Here is an 18,951-nt window from a genome sequence, read left to right as displayed (position 1 = left end):
GCTCAGTCCCAGCCGTCGGGCCAGACGCCGGCCGCGCGCATCCCCGGTTCCGCGCCGGCGTCCCGCAGCTCGACCGCCACCTCGGCCGGGTCGCGGCACGGCAGGTCTCGGCGGGTCAGTTCACGCACCACCAGCGCCGTCCACACGGCGTGCGTCCGGAGGTCCCGCCGGTCGACCTTGTCCCGCGTGTCGGCGCGAGTGTGGGTGTAGCCGCGGCCGCGCGGCCCGCCGCCCGGGCCCTCGCTGCCCGTCGGCGGCCGGCTGTGCAACTGCAGCGCCGGGACGCCTGCCCGGAGGAACGGCCAGTGGTCGCTGTAGGGGTGGGGCGTCCGTTCGAGGTGCAGCGGGACGCCGGCGTCGCCGGTGACAGCCCCCGCAAGCCGCTCGACGGCGTCCGAGCCGTGCGTGTACGCCCGGAGGTCCCGGGCGCGGCCGGCGCCGTCGACGTTGCAGACCGCGTGGACGGCATCGAGGCCGCCGTCGAGCTCGGCGTCGAGCCGTTCCGCGAGCGCCTCGCTCCCCAGCAGTCCCGTCTCCTCGCAGCCGACCGCCGCGACGGTGACGCCGCGTTCCAGCCCCGGATCGGGCGCGTCCGGGTCGGCGTCGACCGTCGCGAGCAGCCGGGCGGCCGTCACGGCCACCGTCAGCCCCGCTCCGTTGTCGAGCGCGCCCTCCGCGATGTCGTGGGCATCGAGGTGCGCGACGAGCACGACACGCTCGTCCGTGTCCGGGCCGAGGTGGGTGACGACGTTCCGGCTCTCGGCCCGCTCCGTGGTCGCCTCGACGTCGAGGCGGGCGATGGCCCCGGCGCCGTCGCCGCCGGCGGCGTAGTCGGTCAGCCAGCCGCCCGTCTCGCGGGAGACGCCGACGCCGGGGACGGAAGCGTCGCTCCCGAACCGGAGCGAGCCGGTCGGCGGCAGCTGGCCGGGGACGTGGTTGACGAACAGGAACGCCTCCGCCCCGGCCTCGACCGCGTGGCCGTACGTCTCCATCCGGTGGACGAACCGTTCGGTTTCCGGGCTGTCCGTCCGCGCGACCGCGATGGCTCCGTCGAGCGACGCGTCCCGTATCTCGCGCTCGGTCCCGTGGCCCGCGTCGACGAGCGGCGCCTCGACGGTGCCGCTGGGCGAGTACGGGAGCGCCACGGCCTCGAACGACCGCTCGACGGATCCGTCCGGGCGGTCGACGGCGACCGTGAGGTCGGCCCGCCCCCGCGTCCAGCGCTCGATGGGGAACGACTGGAGGGTCGGGGTCCCGGGGAGCGCCTCGCGTGCGAGGTCGGCGGCGCGGCGTTCGCCCCGCGAGCCGCCGAGCCGGTCCGGGATCTCGGCGACGCGGGTGAGGAACCGCCACGGGAACGGGTCGGCGAACGCCCGGCCCGCCAGCGCCCGGACGAGCGGGCCGGCGTCGGTCTGCTGGTCGAACATGGTGGTGGCGACGGCCGGGCGGGCCATAGGTCCGGTGTCCGGTCGCGAGGGCGAGGTACGCGGCTTCGAGGGTTGTCCGTGGTGGATGCCGCCACCAGACGGCGAAGCTCGAAGCTACCGGCGAACGAAGGAAAGAAACGGGAGATACCGCGGGTTACGACGGAATCAGTCGTCGTTCGAGGTGAGCGGGTCCGACTCCTCCTCGGTGAAGCCGGCGGACTCCTCCATCCGCTTCTTGGCCTCGGGGTCGAACTGTGCCTCGATGTCCTGGAACCGCGAGACGAACGAGAGCTCGTGGTGGCTCTCGGTCTCGTGGCCGAGGTAGCGGCCCTCGAGGTCGAACTGGGCCTCCTCGTCGTTCTCCGCGATGTTCTTCATGTCCTCGTAGACCGCGTGCGCACCGCTGTGCAGGGCGTAGAGGGTGATGAAGATGTACTGGTAGCCCAGGTCACCCAGCTCCTGGAACGTGAGCGGGTCCTCCTCCTCGGACCACGCGAACGAGCTGGAGTAGTTGAACGCCAGCTTCAGGTCCGGGTGGGTCTCGTGGATGGTCTCGGCGTACTCGACGGCGTCCTCGCGGGACGGGTCGGGCATCTCGGGCCAGACCAGGTCGACGCCGGCGTCGGCGTACATCCGGCCGCGCTCGAGGTGCTCCTCCCAGTCACCGTTGGCGGAGCCGTACGCGTCGGTGCGGGCGATGATGATGGTGTCCTCGTCCTGCTTCGCGTCGACGGCGGCGGAGAAGCGCGCCTTCGCCTCCTCGCGCGGGACGATCTGCTTGCCGGCGATGTGGCCACAGCGCTTCGGCGTCGTCTGGTCCTCGATGTGGACGGCGGCGACGCCGGCCTTCTCGTACTCGCGGACGGCGCGGCGGACGTTGTGGATGCCACCGTAGCCGGTGTCACAGTCGGCGACGACCGGCAGGTTCGTGGCCTCGACGATGCGCTTGGCGTTCTCGACCATCTCGGTCATCGTGACCATCTCGAGGTCCGGGAAGCCGAACTGGCCCAGGACCGTCGAGTAGCCCGACATGTAGGCGGCGTCGAGCCCGGCCATCTCGGCCAGGCGCGCGTCGAGGGCGTGGTAGAGACCGGGAGCGAAGGTGAAGTCCTGCTCCTCGAACTTCTGTCGCAGCTCGCGGGCTGCCTTGTTGTCAACGTCACGAACGATCGATTCCGTGTTCTGGACGCGGCTCGCGACCTCGTCCTTGCCGTCGTTGTCGTGTGCCATTGGTTGTCTGAGCGGGCGAATGCCCGTGCTCTGCCCCACTGTCGCTGGAGCGTGGATAAAACCCTTATGAATTATAATGGTAATATCGTCTAAGGAGTTGGGCCGCACTAGGTTCGACTAACGAATATAAGGGATTGTCATCCTCTAGCGGACGGGGCCGCGAGGGTGTGAGACCGCCGAACACGGCCGCGCCGTGCCACAAGGGTTTTCCACGCGATTCCCATAAAAAAGGGCAGTGAGCGAGGAGACGACCGGCGGTCCGGAGCGCGTTCCCGACAGGCCGTCGGTCGAGATCGCCGACCTGAACGTCGCCATCGCGCACTGGCGGGTCCGTGGCGTCGGCGGCGCCGTCCGGGTCGCCGGCGCCATCGCGGAGACCCTGGACGCCGACCGTATCTACACCGTCGACCCGCCGACCGATACCGCCGGCCCGTCGGATATCCCGTTCCACGACGTGCTGGACGACCTCTCGCTGACCCCGCTCCGGCGCGCGCAGGCACGGGTCGACCGCGTCTTCGAGTACGGCATCTGGGAGGACGTCGACTGGCGCGACTACGGTGACATCGACGTGCTCGTCACCTCCGGGGCGACGCCCCGGGCCGTCGTCACCCCGGACGACGTCCTCCACATCAACTACTGTCACTCGCCGCCGCGCTGGTTCTACGACCTCTACCACGAGCGCAAGGGCTCGCTGCTCGGGACCGTGGGCCGGCCGCTCCTGCGCCACCTCCGGACCCGCGACGCCGCGGTCGACCGCCGCGTCGACCACTACCTCGCCAACAGCCCCGTCATCGCGCGGCGGCTCTGGAAGTACTACGACCGCGAGGCGGAGGTGCTCTATCCGCCGGTTCCCCTCGAACGGTACCGGACGGACGGCGGGACGACGGCGACCCGGGTGGCCGCCGACCCCGACCGCTCGCCCCGGCCGGCCGGGGACTACTACCTCCACCTCGGCCGCCTGGACGACGAGAAGGGTGTCGAGGCCGTCGTCGAGGCCTTCGCCGACACGGACCGGCGCCTCCTGCTGGCCGGGCCCGAGGGCGACGTGGCCGGGTATGTCCGCGAGCGGGTCGAGCGCCTCCCGAACGTCGAGTACCACGGCTACGTCAGCGAGGCCCAGAAGCGCGCCCTGCTGTCGAACTGTCGGGCCGTCGTCTTCAACGGCCACAAGGAGGACTTCGGCATCGTCCCGGTGGAGGCCAACGCCTCGGACAAGGCCTGTCTCGTCAACGAGACCGGCTTCCCCGGGATGCACGTCGAGGAGGGCGAGAACGGCTACACCCACGACGGCACCCCGGCGGGCATCCGGACCGCCATCGCGCGCTTCGAGCGCGACGGCCTCGCCGACGGCGACGCGCGGGCGGCGGTCGAGGAGTTCTCCCGGGAGACGTTCGAGAACCGCCTCCGCGGACTGGTCGCCGGCCACCACGCCGACTTCCAGGCCCGCTTCTGATGGCCGGCGCTCCCCCGGGTGGTCGCTGATGCACGTCGGCGTCCTGCAGGCCTACTTCGCCCGGCCGGAACCCGGCGGCGGCGAGCGCCACACCGAACACCTCGCCCGGGCGCTCGCGCGGCGCGGCCACGACGTGACCGTCTTCACCGACGAGCCGCGCGACCGCCGCGACGGCATCGACGATCTCGACGTGCGGACCTACCCCTCCCCACGGGGGCTGAAGCTGAACCCGGTCACGGAGCTCGGGCTCGCCCGCGCCGCCCGCGTCGACGCCGAGGCCTGCGACGTGCTCCTCCTGACCGACGAGAGCGCCTTCCGCGGCGTCGACTTCGACGTGCCGACGGCGATGGTCTTCCACCTGGTCTGGCACGGCTGGCTCGCCCGCGCGGGCGTTCGCGGCGTCCTCGGCAAGCCACAGGCGCTGGCGTACGCGGCACTGGAGCGCCGCATCGCCCGCCGTGCCGACCGCGTGGTCGCCATCTCCGGGAACGTCCGCGACGACATCGCGCGGATCGGCCGCCTCCGGGGCCCGAACCCCGCCGCGGACGGTCGGCTCGTCCCGATTCCGAACGGCGTCGACACGGGGCGGTTCCACCCCGACGCCGGCGCGTCGGACGACGGGGGCCCCATCCGCGTCCACTTCCAGGGGCGACTCGTCGAGCAGAAGCGGCCCGGTCGTCTCGTGGACGCCGTGGCGGCATCGAACGGCGACTGGCGGCTCACGGTCGGCGGCGACGGGCCCCTGCGCGAGGACCTTGAGCAACGCGTCCGCCGGGCGGGCGTCGGCGACCGTGTCGAGTTCCTCGGCTACGTCCCCGACGCCGACCTCCCGGCGCGCTACGCCGCCAGTGACCTGTTCGTCCTCCCGTCGGCGTACGAGGGGATGCCGCTCACGGTGCTGGAGGCACTCGCCTCGGGGACACTCGTGGTGGCCTCCCCCCGTGCGGCGACCGATGTGGTCGACGACACTGTCGGGCGGGTGGTCGAGCCCTCGCCCGACGCGCTGGCGCGGACGCTGGACGACCTCGCGCGGGACTCCGGGGCGCTGGAGGCGATGGGTGCGCGGGCTCGTGAGCGGGCGCTGGCGTACGACTGGTCGCAGGTCGCGGTGCAGTACGAGGCGCTGTTCGAGGGCCTGGTCGGCTGAGTGGCGTGGTTGTGCGAGGTTCCCGCTGGCCCACACGACGAGACCGACAGCGATGACTGAACCGAGTAGAAAGGCCCCGTCCGCTCGACGCTCCGGGGCTCGCTGCGCTCCTCGGTCGCTCACTGCGTTCGCTCCCTGCGGTGCTTGCGTCGCCCGGGAGCGGTCGAGCGGACGGCCCCTTTCAGTCCCGCCCTGTTGCTTGCGGCACCGAGCGTTCGCGCGTGGTGGTTCCACCGGAGCGCTAGCGTCCCCACACCTCCCCGCGCTCGCGCCGATTGGGCTCCGGCACGCTCACTGACGTTCGCGGCCTCCGCCGGATGGCGCGAGCGCGCTTCCTAACCTCGGAACCAGCCGGCCGAGCAACCACCATCTGGCCGGGAGCGCGTGGCCGAGCACCGCGAGGCCCGCGCGACCTGGGGAAGGGCAGGGGCGCCGCGAGCCTCAACAAGTCATGTCGGGCGGGACTGAAAGGGGCCGGGCGGTCGACCCGGTGAGACGACGCAAGGACCACAGCCGAGCGAGCGAAGCGAGCGAGGCGAGGACCGCAGCGAGTCGCAACCGGTCGAGCGCCCGGGGGCTTTCTACAGGTTCCTGGGGGCTGTAGTGGGAAAATAATCAAATTCACTTGTAATTATAGAGGCCACTTTACAAGGTATGAAATAGGTTGAAAATCTGCAGAATTCAAGCGAAATCGTCGTACGTCGGCCGCTCGGCGTCACCGGGGAAGCTCTCGAACGGCGCGGTCGTCTCGTCGCCGCTGGCCATGTCCTTCACCGTCACGTTGCCGTCCTCGAGGTCGCGCTCGCCGACCACGACGACGGTCTCGGCGTTGATGGAATCGGCGTACGAGAGCTGCGAGCCGAAGCCGCGGTCGTTGAGGTCGGTCTCGACGACGTGGCCGCGCTCGCGGAGGTCACGGGCTACGCGGAGCGCCTCGGGTCGCGTCTCCCCCACCGACAGGACGTAGTAGTCGGTCGAGACGGCCTCGTCCGGGTAGACGCCGGCGCGCTGGCAGAGGAGGTGGAGGGTGGCGTGGCCGGGCGCGACGCCGACGGCGGGCGTGGGCTGGCCGCCGAACTCCTCGATGAGGTCGTCGTAGCGGCCGCCGCCGAAGACCGAGCGCGAGACCTCGCCGGTGGAGTCGAAGCACTCGAACACGACGCCGGTGTAGTAGTCCAGTCCGCGTGCGGTCGCGAGCGACACGTCGCAGTACTCGCGGACGCCGAAGTCCTCGGCCGCGGAGAGTACGGCACGCAGGTTCCCGACTGCGGCGCCCACGTCCTCGTTGCCGGCCTCGACGATGGCGTCGAGGTCGTCGTCGGCGAGGAGGGCGTCGAACGACTCGGCGTCGGCCCGCTCCATCCCCGCTTCCGCGAGGAGGTCGAGGTACTCGTCGTAATCGACCTTCTCGCGCTTGTCCACGGCGCGGATGGCCACGCGCCTGTCGACCTCGGGCTCGAACGACTCCAGCAGGTTGCCGAGGATGTCGCGGTGCGAGACCCGGAACTCGAAGTCCTCGCCGGTCAGCCCGAGTTCGGTCAGCGCGTCGGCCGCGAACGCCAGCACCTCGGCGTCGGCGGTCGGCTCGTCGGTCCCGAAGATGTCGACGTTGGTCTGGTGGAACTCGCGGAAGCGGCCCTGCTGGACCGCCTCGTACCGCCAGAACGGCCGCGTGGAGACCCACTTGATGGGCTTGCTCAGTTCCTGTCCCTTGTCGACGACCATCCGCGCCACGGTGGGCGTGAGTTCGGGCGTGAGCGTGACGTGGCGCCCGCCCTTGTCCTCGAAGGCGTACAGCTCGTCGACGATGTCGTCGCCGGACTTGTCCGCCCACATCTCGGCCCGCTCGAGCCGGGGCGTGTCGATCTCGCGGAAGCCGTACCGCCGGGCGACGTCCTCGACGGTGTCGACGACGGCGCGCCGGGCGGCCATCTCCGGGGGGAAGAAGTCGCGAAAGCCCTTCAGGCGCTCGTACATGCCCCGCGGTTCGCCGGGGGCGGGTTGAAAGGTTACGGTCGGCGCGGCGCGGCGGGGAACGGCGCCCCCCGGCGTCCCGGGGTTGGTCGGTCGTCGCGCTCCCCTCGTGTCACTCGGCCTCGTCCGCGGGCCGGACGGCGTCGCCCCCGTCGGCGGGGCTGGTCTCCAGCACGGTGTCGAACGCCTGCTCGACCAGGTTGTAGTCGACCTGTCCGACGGCGTCGGTGTCGAGCGTGGCGACGAACAGCCAGTCGTCGGCCCGAGCACGGTCGCTCATCCGCCGGAGGAACTTGTAGACGGACTCCCAGTCGACGGCGTCGAGCAGCGGCGCCACGCCGTCGACGCCGACCCGGCGGTTCGGGTTCGGCGGGTCCAGCTCGTCGAGTCGGCTGGCCAGCGCCATCCCGATGCCGGTGAAGTCGGCGGGGCCGTCGACCACCTCGACGCGCCGGTGGGGCTCCGAGAGCCCGTCGACGGCATCGGGGTCGAGGCGCCCGCTCGCGTCGACGGCGTGGACCTCGGGCTCGTCCGGGTCGACGCGCTCGAAGGTGAACCCGAGTTCGTCGACCGGGTCGGTCATCGTCACGAGCACGGAGCCGCCCTTCCGACCGGTGGTGAGCACCTCCCAGAGCAGCTCGCGCTTGCCCGACCCCGGTGGCCCCGCCAGCAGCACGCTCGTTCCCGCTCCGACACCACCCTCCAGCATCGCAGGCGGCAGTTCGTAGTCCATCGTGACCCCGTTCCTGTTTCCGCCGGACGATCCGGTGGTGGAAAAATCCCCGGCAATGTCCCACGGTCCGACCCCATCCTCCCGGACGGTGGACCGGCGGCTGCGTGGGTCAGTACGACCGCTCGGCGACGACCGCGCCGGAATCGTCCCGCACGGTCACCGTGTCACCGCCGTTGTTCCAGACGGCCCCCTCGCGACCCCAGTAGAGGTCGCCGTCGCCGTCGGTCCCGCTCCCGGTGTGGAGCGTCACCCGCTCGCCGGGCGCCAGCGTCACGTCGCCGAAGGTGTAGGTCTTCCCGGCCTCGTCGCTGACCGTCCAGCCCGCCAGGGAGAGATCGGTGTCGCCCGTGTTCTCCAGGGTGACGTACTCGTCGTTCAGGTTCTCGTTGTCGTTGCCCTCGGCGTCGGCGTGGATGCCGCCGTCGGCGGTCGCCGTCGCGGTGCCGGTCGGCGGCGACTCGGTGGCACACTCCCAGAGTCCCGTCCCGTCGCCCTGTGCGGTCGATTCGGCGTCGTAGAACGCCTCACGGGCGGTGAACTGCGAGTCGTACACACGGGCGTAGCCACCGGAGACGAGGCCGTAGTTGAAGTTCGACCCGTCGTGGACGACGTACGAGAGGAGGCGGCCGTAGTAGCCCCGTCGCCCCTCCTTCTCGTCGAAGTAGAGTGTGACCTCCTCGCCGGTCAGCGTCTCCTTCGCGTAGCTGCTGGCCCGCTCGCCCCAGCGCCCGAGACAGGAGCGGCCGGCCTCGGTCTCGGGGACGCCCTCGAACTCGTCGGGCGAGTTGTCGGTGTGGACCTCGGGCGTGTCGACCCCGAGCAGGCGGACGGTGTCGGCGGTGCCGTTGTCGTACTGGACCTCCAGCGTGTCGCCGTCGACGACCCGCGTGACGGTGACGGTGACGCTGCCGGTCGTCTCGGCGCCGTAAAGCGACGCCCCACCGGACTGACCGTCGGCCGCGCCGCCGTCACCCGGCGGCGCCGCCGGCTGAGAGGCCGTACAGCCCGCGGTCAGCAGGAGCGTCGCGAGCAGAACCGCCACGAGGCGGGACCGTTGCATACCCGCCTCTCGGGGGCGCACGGCAAAGCGGTGACGGCCCGTCGTTGGGGTGGTCCCGCCGCGCGGGCCACGGTCCCCGTGACCGGGTCACCGACGCGGCGCCCGCCCGCGGTTCGACCGCCGGCCGACCCCGGAGACTATGTGAGTGCCACACGTACGCACGCTCGATGAGTGACGAGACGGACGTTCGGGACATCCTGCTGACCCACTCCGACCAGCAGCCGGTCCGCAACGTCTTCCAGGCGGTCACGGACGGCGACGATGCCGACCTCGCGGACCACGTCGAGACGATGCGCGCGACCGACGGCGAGCTGGCGCTCGTCGCACAGGACGGCGCCGCCGACGTGTACACCCGGTGGTCGGGGAGCCGATTCGAGCTACTGACCGTCTGGCCGCCGTGGACCGTCACCGGCTACGACACCACGGACCGCGCCGGGCTGGAGGACCGGCTCGACGGGCTGGTCGCGCTGCGGCCGATGGTCCACGACGAGACGCCCTTCGCCTCGCCCGAGACGCTGGACAGCCTTCGCGGGCTGGTCTGGCCCTGACGACGGACGCGGCTCGCCGGCCGACTCCGAGCAAGGCTCGCTAGCTCGGCACACGGCGTCGGGAAGCCTTTTGCCCGGCCGGCTGTTACGCGTTCCCGTATGCCAGCCGACCGGGCCCTCCTCGACCGTGCCATCGAGCACGGGGAGGAGGAGGGCGGCAGCGTCGAGTTCAAGGAACGGCTCACCCGGGCCGTCCACCTGTCGGACGGCCGTCTCGAATCCCTCGCGGCGCAGCTGCGCCACCGTGTCCTCTCCGGCGACGGGGAGGCCACCTACGTCGTCGGCGTCACGGACGACGGCGGCATCGCGGGCATCTCCCCCGACGCCTTCTCCGAGTCGATGGACGTCCTCTCGCTGCTGGCCGAGGAGGCCGGCGCCCACATCGACGACGTGCAGACGTGGGGTGTCGGCCCGGAGGGGGCCGAACCCGGTGGCGAGGGCGAGCGCGGCATCGTCGGCGTCGCCACGGTCCGGGAGGGTGCGGTGCTCGACACCGACGACGAGCACATCGTCGTCGGCACCGCGGGCCACGTCGACCACGGGAAGTCGACGCTGGTCGGCTCGCTGGTCACCGGCGAACCGGACGACGGCGAGGGCGGCACCCGTTCGTTCCTCGACGTCCAGCCCCACGAGATGGAGCGCGGGCTCTCCGCCGACCTGTCGTACGGCGTCTACGGCTTCGACGACGAGGACGGCCCCGTCCGGATGGACAACCCGCACCGCAAGTCCGACCGCGCCGGCGTCGTCGAGGAGGCCGACCGCCTCGTCAGCTTCGTCGACACGGTGGGCCACGAGCCGTGGCTCCGCACCACCATCCGCGGGCTGGTCGGGCAGAAACTCGACTACGGCCTGCTCGTCGTCGCGGCCGACGACGGCCCCACCAAGACCACCCGCGAACACCTCGGCATCCTGCTCGCGACCGAACTCCCGACCATCGTCGCCATCACGAAGGCCGACATGGTGAGCGAGGAGCGCCTCGCCGAGGTCGAGCGCGAGGTCGAGCGGCTCCTCCGGGGGGCCGACCGGACGCCGCTGTCGGTGGCCCGGCACGGTGTCGAGGCCGCCATCGAGGAGATCTCGGAGACGGTCGTCCCGGTCGTCACGACGAGCGCCGTGACGATGGAGGGGTTGCAGGTGCTCGACGAGCTGTTCCACCGGCTCCCGAAGACCGAGAGCGGCACGGCCGCCGACACCTTCCAGATGTACGTCGACCGGAGCTACAACGTCAAGGGCGTCGGTGCGGTCGCCTCGGGCACCATCCGCTCGGGCACGGTGTCGGCCGGCGACGAGCTCCTGCTCGGGCCGATGCAGGACGGTTCCTTCCGCGAGGTCGAGGTCCGGTCCATCGAGATGCACTACCACCGCGTCGACGAGGCGCGGGCGGGCCGCATCGTCGGTATCGCGCTCAAGAACGTCCGCGAGGCCGACGTGGAGCGCGGGATGGTGCTCCTGCCGCGTGATGCGGAGCCGGAACCGGTCCGCGAGTTCGAGGCCGAGGTGATGGTGCTGAACCACCCGACCCGCATCGATGAGGGGTACGAACCCGTCGTCCACCTGGAGACGGTGAGCGAGGCGGCCGCCATCTTCCCCGAGGGCGGCCAGCTCCTGCCGGGCGATACGGGCCGCGCACGGCTGCGGTTCAAGTTCCGTCCCTACCTCATCGAGGAGGGCCAGCGGTTCGTCTTCCGCGAGGGCCAGTCGAAGGGCGTCGGCACCGTCACCGACATCCACCCGGACGGATAGCGGCCACGGCCACGGCGACCCCTCTCCGCCCACGGCAATCGTCTTGTCGCTCCCGCACCTACCGGCGAGCGTGTCCCGTCGCGGTCCTCGCCAGGAGAACGCCCCCGCAGCGGTCCACTCGCGCCCGTTCGACCCCGGACCGGGCCTCCGCGTCCTCATGGCCGTCGTCGGCATCGTCGTGCTCGTGCTGTACACGACGGCGGCGTTCGTCGTCTACCGCGGCCTCCTCTACGTGTGGGCCCAGCGCCCGGACCCCGCCACGACGGTCGCGGTCGTCCTCGGGCTGGCGCTGGCGCTCGGCTACGCCAGCTACCGGGGAGGACTGGTGGCACTCCGGCGCGACCTCGACCTCACCGAGATCCCGCGAGCGCGCGCTCCGGCGCTGTACGAGCGGGTCGCCGCGATGGCCGACGAGATGGGGCTCGCCCCCCCGACGCTCGCCGTCGGCCGGATGGGCGCCCCGAACGCGCTCGCACTGGGGGGGCCCCGGGACGGCCTCGTCATCATCGACCCGTCGCTGTTCCGCCTGCTCGACGGGCCGGAGCTGGAGACCATCCTCGCCCACGAACTCGCGCACCTGGAGAACCGGGACGGGCTGGTGAAGACGCTCGGCAGCAGCGTCGTCCGGACCGTCACGGGGCTCGTGACGCTGGCGCTCCTCCCGGTCATCATCCTCGCGGTCGGGGTCGCCCGCGCGGTGGCCTACCTCCGCGGGGACTCCCCCCGCGAGATCACGGTCGCGGCCTCCCGGGCGCACGCGTACGCCACGACCGGCGCCGTGGTCGTCCTGTTCGCCTTCACGCTCGCACTCCGGGCCTACTCGCGCCGGCGCGAACTCGCGGCCGACGACCGTGCCGTCGACGTGACGGGCCGCCCGGTCGCGCTCGCCAGCGCGCTCGCCCGCATCGACCGCGCCGCGCGCCCGCCGGCGGGCCTGCTCTCGGAACTGGTCATCCATGGCGACGAGGAGGGGACCCTGACGCGATTGCTGGCGACCCACCCGCCCATGGCGGACCGCATCGAGCGGCTGGTCGGCCGGAGCGAGCGCGACGTGGCCGTGTCGGGCGAGGCGCAGGCGCGTGGTGGCGGGGGGGTCCGTATCGAGGTCAAGTAGGCGCGAGGGCGGGGGGCTGGGATTCCCGGCCCCGTACGCCTCGCCCTAGCACGCACTCGCAAGCGTTTAGTCCGCCCTGCACCCGCATACGCCCATGAGCGACCAGTCGGACGACGCCGCAGCCGACGGCGGCCAGGACGAGACCGAGGCCCGCGCCGAACTCCTCGACCTCCTCTGTGAGAACGCCCGCTACTCCACCGAGGACCTCGCACGGATGACGGGACTCGACACCGACGCGGTCGAGTCCGTCATCGCGGATCTCGAATCGGCGGGCGTCGTCCAGGGGTACGCCGCGGTCGTCGACTGGGACCGCGCCGAGGACGTGACCGACGCCGAGCACGTCCACGCCCTGGTCGAGCTGAACGTGACGCTGGATCGCGAGACGGGCTACGAGGACATCGCCGACCGGCTGGCGCAGTTCCCCGAGGTGCAGGCGCTCCGGCTGGTGAGCGGGGACTACGACTTCGCGCTCGAGGTCGAGGAGGCCTCGATGAGCAAGGTGTCGCGCTTCATCAGCGAGAAGGTCGCGCCCGTGCCCGAGATCACGCAGACGGTGACCCACTACGTGATGGACACGTACAAGGAGGCGGGCCATCGCTTCGAGGAGTCCGGCGACGACGACCGGCTCTCCGTGACGCCATGAGCCTCGACGAAGCCGAGACCGACGAGAGCGAGGGCGACGAGCAACCGCTCGTCCCGTCCCAGCGGGTACAGAACACGCCACCGTCGGGCATCCGCCGGTTCTTCGAGCTCGCCGAGGAGATGGACGACGTCATCTCGCTGGGCGTGGGCGAACCCGACTTCACCGCGCCGTGGAACGCTCGGGAGGCCGCCATCACCTCGCTGGAGCGGGGCCAGACCTCCTACACCGCCAATCGCGGGATGCGCGAACTCCGCGAGCGCATCGCCGCCGACGCCGAGCGGTGGGACCTCTCGTACGATCCCGACGAGGAGGTCATCGTCACGGCGGGCGCGAGCGAGGCCATCGACGCCGCGTTCCGGGCGCTCGTCGACCCCGGCGATACGGTGGCGGTCGCCCAGCCGTGTTACGTCTCCTACGAGCCGGGCGTGCGGTTCGCGGGTGGGGAGGTGCTCCCGGTACCGACGCGCGCCGCGGACGAGTTCAAACTCACGCCCGAGGTGCTGGACGACGCGGGCGCCGAGGCGGCGGACCTGCTGGTCTACTGCTTCCCGAACAACCCGACCGGCGCGACGATGTCCGTCGAGGAACTCGCCCCCGTGGCGGAGTTCTGCAAGGCGAACGATATCGGGGTGCTCTCCGACGAGATCTACGCCGACCTCACCTACGAGGGCGACCACGCGAGCATCGCCGCGCTGCCGGGGATGCGCGAGCGGACGGTCGTGTTCAACGGCTTCTCGAAGGCGTACGCGATGACCGGGCTGCGGCTCGGGTACGCGATGGGGCCGCCGGGCGCCATCGAGGCCATCAACCGGGTCCACCAGTACGCGATGCTGTCGGCGCCGACGACGGCGCAGTACGCCGCCATCGAGGCGCTGGAGTCGTGCGCGGACGAGGTCGCCGAGATGCGCCGCCAGTACGACCGCCGCCGGCAGTTCGTCCTCTCGCGGTTCGCCGAGATGGGTGTCGAGTGTTTCGAGGCGACCGGCGCGTTCTACGTCTTTCCGGAGGTACCAGATCCGTGGGAGGACGCATCGACGTTCGCCGAGGAGCTGCTCGAGGCCGAATCCGTCGCGATGGTGCCGGGCGACGCGTTCGGGGCCGGCGGCGACGGCCACCTCCGCGCCTCGTACGCGACGGGACTGGACGACCTGAAGGAGGCGATGCACCGGCTCGAGCGGTTCGTCGAGGGGGCCGCCTGAGCCGCAGACGGGCGACGCACCCGAGCGCGGGAAGGCGGTCGCTACCGCCGCCGGCACGGCGCCCGAACTCGGTAGGTAGCGGTTAAATAATCCGGTTCTTCCCGGGCTGGAGGCGGGGACTGAACGCCCAGTATACGGGCCGAGGCGGGCGTCTACTGGGGCTCACGGAGAGGCTAGGGTGGTCGTAATTTATATCCCTACTCGGGCCAACCTGTCTCTCAATGGCTATCGACGAGGCAGACGGCGGCGACGGGGAGGATGCGGTCGAGCCCGCCGTCGATGACAGCGAGGCGTCGGAGGCGCCTCGTGCAGACGGGGCCGACGTCGAACCGAACGAGGAGTCGTCCGTGGTCGCCGGCACGTACGACTGGGACGCGTTCAAGGAGGAGCACTACTACGACGAGAACGGGAACCCGCCGACCGACAGCGACGGGACCCGGATCGAGTTCGACCCCGAGGAGTACCTGGGGTTCGACCCGGAGCGGATCGAGGGACAGCTGGCCCTCGCCGGGGACATCGCCGAGGCGACCGCCGATATCGTCGAGGACCGGACCGTCACCGTCACGGATGAGCTCGACGAGGACGAGTTCTTCAGCGAACCGGACGGCTCCTCGACGATCGTCACACGCTACGACCTCGAGAAGGCGGTCCCGCTCTCGAAGAAGACCCACTTCCGCGAGGTCGACCGCTACTGGGTCAACAAGCCGTACGCGTTCGTCATCATCTTCCACTCCGAGAAGGAGAACGAGAAGAAGTACTACCTCATCGAGCCCCATCTCACGCCCATCGAGGCGGACCTCCGGGAGTTCCTCTCCTCGAAGCTGAAGACCGCCATCAAGTACTCCAGCGACGATGTCATCGTCGAGGGCGACGACGACGCTCGCGCCAACGTCATCGAGCAGGAGACCCGGAACCTGCTGGAGCGCTACGACCTCTACGCCGAGGGCGCCGAGGCCGCCTGGAGCGGCGGCGACGCCGGTGACGGCGACGCCGGTGGCGGTGACATGATGGCCAAGGTCAAGGGCGCACTCGGGATGGGCGGCAGCGACGAGGGGGAGGAAGGTGCGCTCGTCCCGGCCCGCGAGGTCACGGTCCGGCCGGAACACGCGGTCATCGAGGAGGATTCCGAGACGCTCACCGCCTACCAGATCGAGAAGATCCTCTACCTGCTGAAGCGTGACTTCATCGGGTTCGAGCGCATCGACGGCATCAAGCACGACATCAACGTCGAGGACATCTCCGTCGACGGCTACAACTCGCCGGTGTTCGTCTACCACTCGGACTACGAGCAGCTCATCTCCAACGTCTACCACGGGGAGGAGGAGCTGGACGACTTCGTCGTCAAACTGGCCCAGCGGTCCGGGAAGGGTATCTCGAAGCGCTCGCCGCAGGTGGACGCGACGCTGCCGGACGGCTCGCGTGCCCAGCTCACGCTCGGCAAGGAGGTCTCCGACCACGGGACCAACTACACCATCCGCCAGTTCAAGGACGTCCCGTTCACGCCGGTCGACCTCATCAACTGGAACACCTTCTCGCTGGACGAGATGGCGTTCCTCTGGCTCTGTATCGAGAACCACAAGTCGCTCATCTTCGCCGGCGGCACGGCGTCGGGGAAGACCACCTCGCTGAACGCCGTCTCGCTGTTCATCCCGTCGAAGGCGAAGATCGTCTCCATCGAGGACACCCGCGAGGTCGAACTGCCCCAGCGCAACTGGATCGCGTCGGTCACGCGCCCCTCCTTCTCGGAGGGCGACAAGGGTGACGTCGACGAGTTCGACCTGCTGGAGGCCGCACTCCGACAGCGACCCGAGTACATCGTCATGGGCGAGATCCGTGGCGAGGAGGGTCGCACCCTGTTCCAGGTCATGTCGACGGGACACACCACCCTGACGACCTTCCACGCCGACTCCGTCGGCGAGGTCATCAAGCGGTTCACCACCGAGCCGATCAACGTCTCGAAGACGATGTTCACGGCGCTGGACCTCGTGAGCATCCAGACCCAGACCCGCGTCCGTGGGCACAAGGTCCGCCGGAACAAGTCGCTGACCGAGATCAACCACTACGACCCGGAGAACGACGAGATCAACGTCCAGGACGTCTACCAGTGGCAGGCCGAGACGGACACCTACCTCCAGATGGGCGAGTCGAACACGCTGGAGACCATCATGTTCGACCGGGGCTGGAGCCAGGACCGGCTCAACGAGGAGATCTTCAAGCGGAAGGTCGTCCTCGCCTACCTCATCGAGAACGGCCTCAACACGTACACGCAGGTCGCGGCCAGCCTCCAGGCGTTCATGAACGACCCCGACACCATCATGGGGCTGCTGGCCGGCGACCGCCTGGAGCGGTCCCTCGAGGACCTCCGCGAGATGGAGTCCGTCGAGATCGACATCGACCCCGAGAAGGAGGAGATGGTCCCCCGCCCGGACGCCGGGGAGGAGATGCTCGAGGAGACCGCCGAGGTCCTCGAGAGCGCCGAGGAGATGCTCGAGGAGTACCGTGGCCGGGGGTCGGGCGACCTCGCCTCCGCGCTCGACGTGAGTGCGGACACCGGTGAGCCGGCCGCCGCCGACGGGGGTGCGACCGACGATGTCGACTTCGGCGGGTTCGCCTTCGACGACGACGAGGGTGGTTCGGAGTGAGCCTCGACACGGCAGGCGGCGCCGGGGCGGGAGCGGACGACTCCTACGGCGAGGGGGGCGCCCTCAGCGACCTGTTCTACCCGCTGTACAAGCGCGTCTTCGACGAGGAGGGCGATTTCGTCTCGAACGTGGAGACGAAACTCGCCGAGGCACGGATGTCCGAGACCGTCGAGATCTACCTCTCGCGGTCGCTGGCGGTCGGCGTACTGGTGGGGCTGGTGCTGTGGTTCCTCGGCGTGTTCGTCGGCTGGTTCGTCTTCAGCGTCCTGCTGACCGAGGTCCCCATCCTGCTCGGACTGCCGGTCGGCGAGTCGATGGCGGCGACGCTGAACGCCATCAAGATCCCGGCGTTCATCATCGTCACCGGCATCGTGATGGGGGCCATCGGCTTCGGGCTGGGCTTCGGCTCGATGGTCGCCCGCCCGTACATGACCGCGGGCGAGCGGAAACGCGAGATCAACGTCCTGCTCTCGGACTCGGTCTCGTTCATGTACGCACTCTCCGTGGGTGGCCTGAACCAGCTCGAGATCCTCGAGGCGATGGCGAAGGCCGACGACACGTACGGCGAGGTGGCCAAGGAGTTCCAGTCCATCGTCCTCGAGACGGAGTACTTCGACACGGACTACCGGACGGCCATCCGGAACCAGGCCCTTGAGACGCCCTCCGACGAGCTGAGCCAGTTCCTCACGGACATGCTGTCGATCATCAACTCCGGGGGTGACATGGAGGCGTTCCTCTCGGACCAGAAGGAAAAGCAGATGCGGACCTCCAAGCAGGAGCAGGAGATGGTGCTGGAGACGCTCGAGCTGTTCGGCGAGATGTTCATGACGCTCTCGCTGTTCCCGCTGCTGCTCATCATCATCCTGGTCATCATGTCGATGCTGGGGAAGGCCCAGGACTTCCTGCTGCTCGGGACGGTGTACGGATTGATCCCGCTCATCGGCGCCGGGTTCCTGGTGCTCGTCTCGACGGTCGTACAGGACGAGGTCGGCGACGGCTACCTCGACCCGGAGAACGCCGACGCGGCCGCGGACAACAGCGCGATGTTCGACCTGGGTATCGTGAACAACTACACGGGCGAGTACGGGCTGTTCGACCGCATCAAGTCCCGCGAGGGGACCTACGAGCTGATGGGGATCCTGAAGGCACCACATCACTTCTTCCGTGACCACCCGCTCGCGGTGCTGGGGCTGACGCTGCCCATCTCCCTGGTCGTACTGGCGTTCTCGGCGCTGAGCGGGCTGGCACCGACCTCCTGGGGCGGACTGAAGAGCGACCCCATCCTCGGGACGTTCTTCTGGCTCTACCTCCCGCTGTACATCAACTTCATCCCGCTGACGGTCTTCTACGAGTGGAACGTCCGGTCGCGGCGGGCCATCACGGACAAGCTCTCGGACAACCTCCGGAAGCTCTCCAGCGCCAACGACACCGGCATGACGCTGCTGGAGTCGGTCAAGGTCGTCTCGGACACGTCCTCGGGCAAGCTGGCCGACGAGTTCGAGACGATGTACGCGAAGGTGAACTACGGGACCAGCCTGAAGACCGCCCTCGTCGAGTTCAACAACAAGTACCACATCCCGCGGCTGGCGCGGACGATGAAGCTCATCTCGAAGGCCCAGGAGGCCTCCAGCCAGATCACGCAGGTCCTCTCGACGGCGGCGCAGGCCTCCGAGAACCAGGACGACATCGAGCGCGACCGCAAATCGAGAACCCGGATGCAGACGGTCATCATCATCATGACCTACATGACGCTGCTGGGCGTGATGGCCATCCTCAAGGTGAAGTTCCTCGACGTGATGGCCGGCCTCGCACAGCAGGCCTCCGGCGGCGGTGGCGGCGGTGCCGGTGGCGGTGGCTTCAGCGGCGGCGTGGACGTGAACCTGCTGAACATGCTGTTCTTCCACGCCGTCACCCTGCAGGCCATCATCAGTGGCTTCATCGCGGGCTACATGCGCGACGTGAGCCTGATGGCCGGGCTGAAGTTCGCGGTCGTCCTGCCGACGTTCGCCCTGCTGACCTTCATGTTCCTCTGATCCCA

General features: G+C 69.9%; 14 protein-coding genes. 9 read left to right on the top strand and 5 right to left on the bottom strand.

What is annotated here, in order from left to right; all coding sequences use genetic code 11:
- Positions 1–2: 2 nt before the first annotated feature.
- Positions 3–1,427 (bottom strand): M28 family peptidase, encoded by a 1,425-nt coding sequence (locus P2T62_RS19555; RefSeq protein WP_276258696.1) that lies wholly within the window; start codon positions 1,425–1,427, stop codon positions 3–5.
- Between the two features lie 165 nt (positions 1,428–1,592).
- Entirely contained in the window at positions 1,593–2,657 is a 1,065-nt protein-coding gene (gene aceA / locus P2T62_RS19550; protein WP_276258695.1) for an isocitrate lyase, read from the bottom strand.
- Between the two features lie 235 nt (positions 2,658–2,892).
- Between aceA and P2T62_RS19545 the strand changes: the two genes are divergently transcribed.
- Positions 2,893–4,110, top strand: a complete 1,218-nt coding sequence (locus P2T62_RS19545; RefSeq protein WP_276258694.1) for a glycosyltransferase — start codon at positions 2,893–2,895, stop codon at positions 4,108–4,110.
- Positions 4,111–4,138: 28 nt separating this feature from the next.
- Complete coding sequence (locus P2T62_RS19540; RefSeq protein ID WP_276258693.1) at positions 4,139–5,257, top strand: glycosyltransferase family 4 protein; 1,119 nt, start codon at positions 4,139–4,141, stop codon at positions 5,255–5,257.
- A 681-nt stretch (positions 5,258–5,938) separates the two neighbouring features.
- Here P2T62_RS19540 and hisS read toward each other — a convergent pair.
- The 3 genes from hisS to P2T62_RS19525 form a co-directional block, all read right to left on the bottom strand.
- On the bottom strand, positions 5,939–7,234 hold the full coding sequence (hisS, locus tag P2T62_RS19535) for a histidine--tRNA ligase (RefSeq protein WP_276258692.1): 1,296 nt from the start codon (positions 7,232–7,234) through the stop codon (positions 5,939–5,941).
- Positions 7,235–7,343: 109 nt separating this feature from the next.
- Entirely contained in the window at positions 7,344–7,964 is a 621-nt protein-coding gene (locus P2T62_RS19530) for an RAD55 family ATPase (RefSeq protein ID WP_276258691.1), read from the bottom strand.
- Between the two features lie 109 nt (positions 7,965–8,073).
- The gene (locus tag P2T62_RS19525; protein ID WP_276258690.1) at positions 8,074–9,024 is read right to left on the bottom strand and encodes a lamin tail domain-containing protein; all 951 of its coding nucleotides are present in this window, start codon (positions 9,022–9,024) and stop codon (positions 8,074–8,076) included.
- A 167-nt stretch (positions 9,025–9,191) separates the two neighbouring features.
- Here P2T62_RS19525 and P2T62_RS19520 point away from each other — a divergent pair, with 167 nt between their 5' ends.
- The 7 genes from P2T62_RS19520 (at position 9,192) to P2T62_RS19490 (ending at position 18,946) form a co-directional block, all read left to right on the top strand.
- Entirely contained in the window at positions 9,192–9,572 is a 381-nt protein-coding gene (locus P2T62_RS19520) for a hypothetical protein (protein WP_276258689.1), read from the top strand.
- 99 nt (positions 9,573–9,671) lie between these two features.
- The gene (locus tag P2T62_RS19515) at positions 9,672–11,315 is read left to right on the top strand and encodes a GTPBP1 family GTP-binding protein (RefSeq protein WP_276258688.1); all 1,644 of its coding nucleotides are present in this window, start codon (positions 9,672–9,674) and stop codon (positions 11,313–11,315) included.
- Positions 11,316–11,385: 70 nt separating this feature from the next.
- Positions 11,386–12,429: a M48 family metallopeptidase gene (locus tag P2T62_RS19510; protein WP_276258687.1), complete on the top strand. Its 1,044-nt coding sequence runs from the start codon at positions 11,386–11,388 to the stop codon at positions 12,427–12,429.
- 94 nt (positions 12,430–12,523) lie between these two features.
- Positions 12,524–13,072: an Lrp/AsnC family transcriptional regulator gene (locus tag P2T62_RS19505; protein ID WP_276258686.1), complete on the top strand. Its 549-nt coding sequence runs from the start codon at positions 12,524–12,526 to the stop codon at positions 13,070–13,072.
- Positions 13,069–14,271, top strand: coding sequence for a pyridoxal phosphate-dependent aminotransferase (locus P2T62_RS19500; RefSeq protein ID WP_276258685.1), 1,203 nt, complete (start codon positions 13,069–13,071; stop codon positions 14,269–14,271). The genes P2T62_RS19505 and P2T62_RS19500 overlap by 4 nt, the downstream gene beginning before the upstream one ends.
- A gap of 221 nt (positions 14,272–14,492) precedes the next feature.
- Positions 14,493–16,913, top strand: a complete 2,421-nt coding sequence (locus tag P2T62_RS19495; protein ID WP_276258684.1) for a type II/IV secretion system ATPase subunit — start codon at positions 14,493–14,495, stop codon at positions 16,911–16,913.
- The gene (locus P2T62_RS19490; protein ID WP_276258683.1) at positions 16,910–18,946 is read left to right on the top strand and encodes a type II secretion system F family protein; all 2,037 of its coding nucleotides are present in this window, start codon (positions 16,910–16,912) and stop codon (positions 18,944–18,946) included. The genes P2T62_RS19495 and P2T62_RS19490 overlap by 4 nt, the downstream gene beginning before the upstream one ends.
- The last annotated feature ends 5 nt before the right edge of the window (positions 18,947–18,951 follow it).

The sequence above is a fragment of the Haloglomus litoreum genome (genome assembly GCF_029338515.1).
Lineage (GTDB): Archaea > Halobacteriota > Halobacteria > Halobacteriales > Haloarculaceae > Haloglomus > Haloglomus litoreum.
This window is presented reverse-complemented; position numbering and strand designations above follow the sequence as displayed.

Coding starts and splice junctions, on each gene's coding strand:
- P2T62_RS19555 (WP_276258696.1), bottom strand. CDS start 1,427: ATGTTCGACCAGCAGACCGACGCCGGCCCGCTCGTCCGGGCGCTGGCG.
- P2T62_RS19505 (WP_276258686.1), top strand. CDS start 12,524: ATGAGCGACCAGTCGGACGACGCCGCAGCCGACGGCGGCCAGGACGAG.
- hisS (WP_276258692.1), bottom strand. CDS start 7,234: ATGTACGAGCGCCTGAAGGGCTTTCGCGACTTCTTCCCCCCGGAGATG.
- P2T62_RS19525 (WP_276258690.1), bottom strand. CDS start 9,024: ATGCAACGGTCCCGCCTCGTGGCGGTTCTGCTCGCGACGCTCCTGCTG.
- P2T62_RS19520 (WP_276258689.1), top strand. CDS start 9,192: ATGAGTGACGAGACGGACGTTCGGGACATCCTGCTGACCCACTCCGAC.
- aceA (WP_276258695.1), bottom strand. CDS start 2,657: ATGGCACACGACAACGACGGCAAGGACGAGGTCGCGAGCCGCGTCCAG.
- P2T62_RS19495 (WP_276258684.1), top strand. CDS start 14,493: ATGGCTATCGACGAGGCAGACGGCGGCGACGGGGAGGATGCGGTCGAG.
- P2T62_RS19515 (WP_276258688.1), top strand. CDS start 9,672: ATGCCAGCCGACCGGGCCCTCCTCGACCGTGCCATCGAGCACGGGGAG.
- P2T62_RS19540 (WP_276258693.1), top strand. CDS start 4,139: ATGCACGTCGGCGTCCTGCAGGCCTACTTCGCCCGGCCGGAACCCGGC.
- P2T62_RS19530 (WP_276258691.1), bottom strand. CDS start 7,964: ATGGACTACGAACTGCCGCCTGCGATGCTGGAGGGTGGTGTCGGAGCG.
- P2T62_RS19500 (WP_276258685.1), top strand. CDS start 13,069: ATGAGCCTCGACGAAGCCGAGACCGACGAGAGCGAGGGCGACGAGCAA.